Genomic DNA, 7,412 nt, shown 5'->3' with positions numbered 1-7,412 from the left:
ACCGCCGCTAAGGCCAAGGCCCCGGCCGCCGCCCCCAAGGCCGCAGCGCCCGCCACAGCGTCGCCCGCTCCCGAGCAGGCCGCCCCCGCCCGCGCCCCGCAGCCCTACATCCGCAAGGACCGCACCCGCCGCGCCACCGGCAGCCGGGTTCAGGTCCTGGACCTGCGCGGCACCGACGCCCCCGCCGACGCCATCGCCCCGGCCGAGCGGGACGGTAAGCCGCTGAACTACGCCGCCCGCTGCGTCACCCACGACACCCACACCCACCACGCCACCTATGCCGCCGCCTACAAGGCCGCCAAGACCTCCGCCGACTGGTGCCCGGCCTGCACCGCCACGGCCACCGACACCGAGTAGCGCCCGCCGCAACGCCAGCGCCCCCGGCCGATCGGCCGGGGGCGCTGACTGCGTTTCAGATGAGGTTGCCGGGTTCGTCCAGCCACACCATGTGCGCCTCAGGGGTGACCGTCATCCCGAAGCGGGTGATGTCGGGCCGCCCCCACTTGAGCCACTGGAGATAGGCGTCCTCGACCTCGTCCCACAGCGAGCGGGTACCGGCCTGCTGGACCTCGAAGTCCTCGCGTCCGGGTTCGTAGTCCACCGAGGCCCACGGGCCGGTGTGGTCGTCGCGGTCCAGCGCCCACACCGTCGCGCCGTCGTCGTCCTCGTAGTAGCGCCACACCACGCCCGGCACCAGAGCGGCAACGGTGACGTCCACGCTGACCGGCTCGTATCGCAGCGCGCGCGGGTCGATGCGCGTCCGGCGGGTCCGCATCTGGCGGTCGGCCGCCCGCCGCCAGTCTCCGGCCTGCCCGGCCGCCGGGCGCTGGGACCGCAGCATCATGTAGTCCGCCGACCCGGCGAACCGGCCCACAGCGGTCCCGTCGCCCAGCACGTCCAGCCGCAGCAGCCCGCCGCACCCGAACCCCGGCGCGAAGGGGGCGACGATCACCCCGCCCGGCCGGGTCTGCTCGATCCACGCATACGGGATCTGCGACACCGCGCACGTGGCGTGCACCCGGTCGTAGGGCGCTCCGGGCGGCCAGCCCTCGGCCCCGTCGCCCACCACGACCCGGCAGTCGTACCCGGCCGCCTTGAGCCGCTCGGCCGCCTGCACGGCTAGCGCGGGATCGACCTCGACCGTCGTCACGTTCTCCGCGCCGAGCCGCGCCGACAGCAGCGCGGCCGTCCACCCGGCCCCGGTGCCGATCTCCAGCACCCGGTGATGGTCCAGGGGGGCGAGCTGGTCCAGGAACTCGGCCACCACCGTCGGCATCGACAGCGACGAGGTCGCCTGCCCTTCCCCGTCGGCCTGGCCGTCGTCGAGCTGGGTGATGACCGGCTGGTCCAGCGCCACCACCCTCTCCCACTCGCCCGGATCGGTGTCCCGTTCGATCCGCGCCCAGCGGCCTGGGCCGAGGTCGGCCCAGACCACCGAGGGCGCGAACAGGCTGCGCGGAACCCGCGCCATCACCTCACGCCAGTCGGTCACCGCTACTTCTTCCCGTCGTTGGGGTTGCCGCTGGTGCCGTCGCCCTTACCGCCGTGCCCCGATCCCTTCTGGCCGTCGCCGCTGCTGCCGCCGGTCCTGCCCTCGTCGCCCTGCCCGCCCTCGCGTCGTCCCATCACCGTGCTCCCTTCCGGCCTTCCGGCCGATCCGGCGCGGCCGGTCGCCGCGCCGCAGTACTCGCCCCCGTCTCGCGCGGTCGCAGACCGGCCGCGAGCAGCTTTTCCCGCAGCTCCAGCCCGTTCACCGCCCGCACGAAGAAGCTCTTGCCCCGCACCGCGAACCACCGGCCGGCAGCCGAGTCCGCCGCGAACGCCACACCGGGGAACTCCGCCCGCAGCACCGCCAGGAACTCCGCCGCGTCCGGCCGTGGAGCCGCGACGGCGGTCACGATCTCACCCAGGACACGCCCGCGTCCTCCGGCTGGCTCCACGGCGACACGATCCGCTTGAGCGCGCCCTTGATCTGTACCAGCGCGTCAGTGGGGTTGTCGGCCTCGCACAACCACACCGTTCCGCCCCAGCAGAACCACCACCGGCCTCCGTCGTCGGAGCGGGGCCGCGCCTCGATCTCCAGCGCCCGCGTCTCCGGCCCCGCCGACACCTTGAACCGTGTCCCGGAAAGCTCAGTCACCGTCAGCTTGTGCCCGCGCGCCAGCCCCGCCAGGGCCGCCGTGAACGCCGCCCCACGCGGGTCGCCCGCCTGCTCGGTGTCGGCCTCACGCGGCCTGTCCAATGACCCCACCTGAACGCCTCCCTACCGAGCGCCTGTGCCTTGCCAGCACGCTAGGTAGGCAGGTGTGTCACCGGCTACAAACTTGCGGAGACTTGCGCGCAAGTCCGCGCACGGCGCTAATCCAGGGCCTCAAGGGCGCTGGTGATCAGCGCGCGAGCCGGAGCGCCGTAGACCGCAAGGTCGGCAAGGTGCCCATGCCCCTGCACGTACACGGAGACCTCACTAGGCGTCGTCACAGTGACTTGAGCGGAGAGCAGTTCGACATGAACCCGTTCGTCGTCGAACACCGTGAAGGTCTCCAGCGTCCACATGGGGCGTTGCCGCGTGGCAAAGGGGATCACTCCGAGCGACACGGAGGGGAGCGCCATAGAGGAAAGCAGATGCCCCAACTGCCCGGCCATGGTCTCGGCGTCGCCGATCTGGTAGCGGAGTACGGCCTCCTCGATGAGAATCACGAAGCGGTGGTTGCCCCGACGCAGCACCTCGTTTCGCCCCATACGGGCTTCCACCGCCTCGTCAACGTCGTCGGGAGTTCCCTGGAACTGCGTGATGGCCGTCAGAAGTGCCCGCGCGTAGCCAGGGGTCTGGAACAGGCCCGGCACCACAGTGGAGCAGTAGACCCGCATGAGGCGGGTCCGTTCGTACAGCGGAACCCGCGCTTCCTGCGTGCGCCGTAGTCCAGTGCGGTGGAGGCGACGCCACTCGACGTACATCGAGTCGGCCACGCGCGAAGCCGCGATCAGGTCGGCAACCTGGTCGGCTGCTTGGCAGACTCCGCACCAGGTGCGTATGTCGCTGTCGGAGGGGGCTTGTTTGGCCGACTCGATGCGAGATGTCTTGGACTCGTGCCAGCCGGCAGCGGCCGACAGCGCCCGCGCGGTCAGGTTGGCGTCCATCCTGATCTCGCGCAGGCGCTGTGCGACCTCCTGCCGTGCCCGCTGGGCGCTGGACGACGGTGAGACTGCCATGGTGCTTGGGATGGCGTTGTCAGGCGGCCCTGTACTCCTGATGGTCGATACCGCGTTCCCAGACCGCCTCGAAAGCGGCTGCGCACAGCTTGATCAGGGTGGGGTCGTCGGAGAGCTCGTCTTCCACGATCTCGCCATCGCCGGAGAAGTGGTGGACTCTCACCCGGCGGTCGTCGAACAGCCAGAAGTCGTTACCCGGTAGGCAGAGGTCCGAGGCGCGTCGCCTAGGAAGCCACCGAACGCGTTCACCCGCCGCGAGGTTGAGGGCCGGGGTGATCTCGTACTCGAACCGGATAAAGTCCGTCACCGGCTCGGAGACGATCCGCGCCCGCCGGAAGCTGATCCCCCGCGCCACATGTTCGCGAACCAGCTCCGTCCAGGAGGGATAGGCGGGCTTCTCCAGGTCGAGCCGACCGGCCTGCCACTCTAGATAGACCGGGTCAGTCGGCGTGTAGGCGTCCCTCATCTCCAGGTGTACCGCCGTACGTGTCGTCTCCGCGATCAGCTCGCTGAACGGGGGAATGCTCGATGCCACTGAGCGCCTCCAAGATCTGAGCCCGCATACGCGCGGGGAGCCGCACGACCGACTCATAGCCTGCAATGGGACTGTGCTCGGCGACCTGATCCAGATCGGCCGAGGCGCTTACGGTCGTGCCCTGGAACACCAGGTCACCGGTCTCCTCGTCCACGAAGACCGCCGGGCAGTGGTCCCCTCCGGTGTCCGGGTCGATTGTGAGAAACCGTAGCCGCATGACGTCCTCCCGCGTTGGGGTCTTGCGCTGGCTTGCGTGCGCGCCCTTAGCCTCACCCCTCCGCGCACGGCATGACAAGGGCCTACCGGCCACGCGAAGTAGGGCGAGGGCCGCCGGAGTGTAAGGACGGCCAGGTACGGGTGTAAGCGTTACACCCGCCCGTGTGCAGGCACGTTGGCCCGTGTGCGCCCGTGTGCGTTAACGTGCGCCCTTAGCAGGGCCAACGTGGCCCCGCCCCAGGTCAGGGCACCACCTACCGGCAACTGTGGATAACTCCGAAGAAGCGCAGGTCAACGACCCGCCAGTCCAGCAGGATCGTTCCGGCGGGCCGTGGCATGACCCGGCCATCCGCGGGGGTTGCTCGCCCTGTGGCCAGTGGGACGGTCCGGCCTCTGTGGAGTTGAGGCCAGGCCGCCCGCCGTGATCGGGTTCGGTCTGGAGCGGGCTAGAGGATTCCGCCGATCTTTGCCAGGCCGAACAGGATGAACAGGCATCCGCAGATGATGACGACCGCGCGTGAGCCGGTCGTGCCGCCGGGCATCGCCTGGTGCCCGAACAGCCGGTCGCTGGATCTGCTGTTGGCCTCGGCCATCCGGCGGCTGAAGACGATGACGACGATGCCGACGGCGAGCGCGGCCACGCCCATGGCGATGCTCATCGGCTCCGGGACCTGTTCTGCAGGAACTTGGTGATCATGAAGATCGCGACCGCCACCCAGATCACTATGAACCCCACGACGAAGGGCGGGCTGAGCTTGTGTTTCCCTCCGGCCTCAATGAGAACGGTCATGGGGGTCATGGCGTCTCCTTTTCGGGTCAGAAGGTGTACTTGGCGCTGACCGAGCACTTGGGAGAGGAGTACTCGGTAACGGCCGCCCCGTGAAGGTCCCCTGAAGTAGTGGTCCCTCCGGCGAGCAGACCGGATTCACATATCGCTTCCCCGCTGAGGCCGTTTTCCACGTCACGGGCGCTTGCCTGGGCTCCTTCGGAGACCCGGGAGTTCCAAGGCCGATGGAGAGATAAGGAGACATGTTGTTGCCGTCGATGTTCTCCGCACCTCCTTCCAAGGCAAAACTCCCCAGTAACATCCCTCGACGTCGATCTCCAGGCTGGACATGCCGGTGGGGTCGACCGCAGCCGGGTCAACTCGCCCGCCAGGTTGTGGAGCGGCGCAGCCGGTGGTGGAGGTGATGGACGAGCGAGTCCAGCACCTCGGCGGGCAGGGTGAAGGGCGGTGGGCGGGGCGATTGACGGAGTGAGTGCTCACTCCGTACCGTGGTCGGTATGGAAACCACACCGACCAGGCGTCGCGCGCCGGGGATGAGTCCGGAACAGCGCCGGGAGATGATCGTCCGGACGGCGCTGCCGCTGGTCGCCGAGCACGGCACGGCCGTGACCACGGGCCAGATCGCCCGCGCCGCCGGGATCGGCGAGGCGACGATCTTCCGCGTCTTCGCCGACAAGGACGAGCTGCTCGACGCATGCGTCGCGGAGGTGCTGCGCAACGACCATGTCCTGGCCGAGATCGGCGATATCTCCCTCGACCGTCCACTCGCCGAACGCCTCACCGAGGCCGTCGCGGCGATCGACGCCTACCTGGCCCGCATGGGCATGGTCCTCGGCGCCCTGTTCGCCACCGGGCGGAAGGGGCGCGGGAGTCATGGCGGTGCTGAACAGCCAGGCCCCGGGCCCGATCGCGGTGCGGCCATGGAAAGCACGCGGGAAGCGCTGGCCGAGCTCTTCGAGCCCGAACGCGACAGCCTTCGCCTGCCACCCGAGCAGATCGCCGCGATGTTCATGGGTCTGGCGTTCAGCCGCGCCCGCCCGGTCGGGGAGACCGTCATCCCGATCGAGGACGCCATCGACGTCTTCCTCAATGGCGCCATCACCCCCGCTTGACCCCGCCCGCCGCCCGCCGCGCTCGACATCACCCGCTCCACTCCGACTGCACCCGCCGTACCCGACTGCGTCCAGCCCGGTGCCGTGTGGCGGCAGTGCCAACCCTGTGCGACTCCGTCTCGCGCAAGCGATCACGCGCGACCGCGCCCGCACCGTGTCCGTCCTTGGTCAAGACCGTGTGCATCAGGCCAGGCCCTACGCGACTCGGCCTGGGGCGTGCGAGCCGGTGTGATCCCATTTCGGCCTCATGCGATCAGGCCCGGGGTGGCTGGTCAGGCCTCGGGGGGGTGGGGGAGGGCGGCCTCGATGCAGTCGAGGACGCGTTCCAGTCCGTGCCGGAACTGCTCGTCGCTGTCCAGGCGCGGCCGGCGGGCGTCCATCGCGATCTTGGTGAAGATCGGGTACTTGCCGCTGTCGATGATCTGCCGCAGGTAGGGGTAGTTCCGCGCGTTCCACTCCTCCTCGCTGAGCCCGCTGCGGCGGACCTCCTCGGCCGTGGTGACCTGGTCGCGGGCCGCGCCCTCGACGTAGCCGTTGAGGATCGCCATGAGCACGAGGTTCTCGTCGATGGGGACGAGCGGGTCCAGCACCCCCATCACCTGCTCGATCAGCCGCAACTGGTTGGGGCCGTATCCGGGAAGCGAGCGGTTCGCGGTGGCGATCCAGGGATGCCGCAGCCACAGCGCGCGCGTCTGTTCGGCGTAGAGCCGCAGGTCGGAGCGCCAGTCGCCGGTGGGGACGTCTGTCAGGTCGATCTCGCCCATGAGGTGGTCGGCCATCAGTTCGACCAGGTCGTCGCGGCTCGGGACGTACCGGTACAGCGACATCGCGCCCGCACCGATCTCGGTGGCGATCCGCCGCATGGTCGCGGCCTCCAGGCCCTCGGCGTCGGCGACCCGGACGGCGGCCTCGGTGATCTGCGCGCGGCTGTAGGCGGGTTTCGGCCCCCGGGCCGGGCGTTCGGGCCGCATCCAGATGTTGGTGTACTCGGCGTCGGGCACCCTTCCCCCTCCTACTGCGTACGAAGTACCCGGTAATTCGGCGCAACCCCTTGCGTACGCGGTACGCGGTTACTAGCTTCTTATCTGCGTACAGCATACCCAGTGGAGGGATCATGACCACTCCGATCGTCCTCGCCGAGGGGCTGCACAAGTCCTTCGGCGACACCCGCGCCCTGCGGGGCCTCGACCTCAGCGTCCCCCGAGGGACGGTCTGCGGCGTGCTCGGCCCGAACGGCGCGGGCAAGACGACCGCCGTGCGCATCCTCGCGACGTTGTCCGACCCCGACAGCGGACGCGCCAGCATCGCCGGATACGACGTCGTCCGCCAGGCGGGCAGGGTGCGCGAGCGGATCGGGCTCGCCGGCCAATACGCCGCCGTGGACGAGAAGCTCACCGGACGCGCCAACCTGCGCATGTTCGGGCGCCTCTGCCATCTGCCCCGCCGCGAGGCACGCCGGCGGGCCGACGAGCTGCTCGAACGCTTCGGGCTGACGGCCGCCGCCGACCGCCGCGTCGCCGGCTACAGCGGCGGGATGCGCCGCCGCCTCGAC

The 7,412-nt window shown here is 69.9% G+C and carries 12 protein-coding genes; 3 read left to right on the top strand and 9 right to left on the bottom strand.

The features are described 5' to 3' along the window. A partial coding sequence (locus AB0J52_RS20335) for a hypothetical protein (RefSeq protein WP_500183163.1) occupies window positions 1–357 on the top strand: 357 nt, incomplete at its 5' end. Window positions 358–412: 55 nt separating this feature from the next. On the opposite strand, the gene AB0J52_RS20330 is transcribed toward AB0J52_RS20335, so the two are convergent. The 8 genes from AB0J52_RS20330 to AB0J52_RS20295 all read right to left on the bottom strand — a co-directional run bounded on the left by AB0J52_RS20330 (window position 413) and on the right by AB0J52_RS20295 (window position 4,751). After that, on the bottom strand, window positions 413–1,492 hold the full coding sequence (locus tag AB0J52_RS20330) for a methyltransferase domain-containing protein (RefSeq protein ID WP_500183162.1): 1,080 nt from the start codon (window positions 1,490–1,492) through the stop codon (window positions 413–415). A gap of 2 nt (window positions 1,493–1,494) precedes the next feature. Beyond that, window positions 1,495–1,626 (bottom strand): hypothetical protein, encoded by a 132-nt coding sequence (locus AB0J52_RS20325; RefSeq protein WP_500183161.1) that lies wholly within the window; start codon window positions 1,624–1,626, stop codon window positions 1,495–1,497. Beyond that, a complete protein-coding gene (locus AB0J52_RS20320; protein ID WP_500183160.1) occupies window positions 1,626–1,898 on the bottom strand; it encodes a hypothetical protein in 273 nt (90 codons plus the stop codon). The genes AB0J52_RS20325 and AB0J52_RS20320 overlap by 1 nt, the downstream gene beginning before the upstream one ends. Then, window positions 1,895–2,242, bottom strand: coding sequence for a hypothetical protein (locus AB0J52_RS20315; protein WP_500183159.1), 348 nt, complete (start codon window positions 2,240–2,242; stop codon window positions 1,895–1,897). The genes AB0J52_RS20320 and AB0J52_RS20315 overlap by 4 nt, the downstream gene beginning before the upstream one ends. A gap of 116 nt (window positions 2,243–2,358) precedes the next feature. Beyond that, on the bottom strand, window positions 2,359–3,210 hold the full coding sequence (locus AB0J52_RS20310) for a helix-turn-helix domain-containing protein (RefSeq protein ID WP_500183158.1): 852 nt from the start codon (window positions 3,208–3,210) through the stop codon (window positions 2,359–2,361). A gap of 19 nt (window positions 3,211–3,229) precedes the next feature. Then, window positions 3,230–3,745 (bottom strand): DUF6879 family protein, encoded by a 516-nt coding sequence (locus AB0J52_RS20305; RefSeq protein ID WP_500183157.1) that lies wholly within the window; start codon window positions 3,743–3,745, stop codon window positions 3,230–3,232. 662 nt (window positions 3,746–4,407) lie between these two features. Beyond that, window positions 4,408–4,620, bottom strand: coding sequence for a hypothetical protein (locus AB0J52_RS20300; RefSeq protein WP_500183156.1), 213 nt, complete (start codon window positions 4,618–4,620; stop codon window positions 4,408–4,410). Further along, on the bottom strand, window positions 4,617–4,751 hold the full coding sequence (locus AB0J52_RS20295; RefSeq protein WP_500183155.1) for a hypothetical protein: 135 nt from the start codon (window positions 4,749–4,751) through the stop codon (window positions 4,617–4,619). The genes AB0J52_RS20300 and AB0J52_RS20295 overlap by 4 nt, the downstream gene beginning before the upstream one ends. 494 nt (window positions 4,752–5,245) lie before the next feature. Between AB0J52_RS20295 and AB0J52_RS20290 the strand changes: the two genes are divergently transcribed. Continuing rightward, window positions 5,246–5,860, top strand: a complete 615-nt coding sequence (locus AB0J52_RS20290; protein WP_500183154.1) for a TetR/AcrR family transcriptional regulator — start codon at window positions 5,246–5,248, stop codon at window positions 5,858–5,860. Between the two features lie 272 nt (window positions 5,861–6,132). On the opposite strand, the gene AB0J52_RS20285 is transcribed toward AB0J52_RS20290, so the two are convergent. After that, window positions 6,133–6,861: a TetR/AcrR family transcriptional regulator gene (locus AB0J52_RS20285; protein WP_500183153.1), complete on the bottom strand. Its 729-nt coding sequence runs from the start codon at window positions 6,859–6,861 to the stop codon at window positions 6,133–6,135. A 113-nt stretch (window positions 6,862–6,974) separates the two neighbouring features. On the opposite strand from AB0J52_RS20285, the gene AB0J52_RS20280 reads away from it, so the two are divergent. Continuing rightward, a partial coding sequence (locus AB0J52_RS20280) for an ATP-binding cassette domain-containing protein (protein ID WP_500183152.1) occupies window positions 6,975–7,412 on the top strand: 438 nt, incomplete at its 3' end.

It is taken from the genome of Spirillospora sp. NPDC049652 (assembly GCF_040675125.1).
Taxonomy (GTDB): Bacteria; Actinomycetota; Actinomycetes; order Streptosporangiales; family Streptosporangiaceae; genus Spirillospora.
This window is presented reverse-complemented; position numbering and strand designations above follow the sequence as displayed.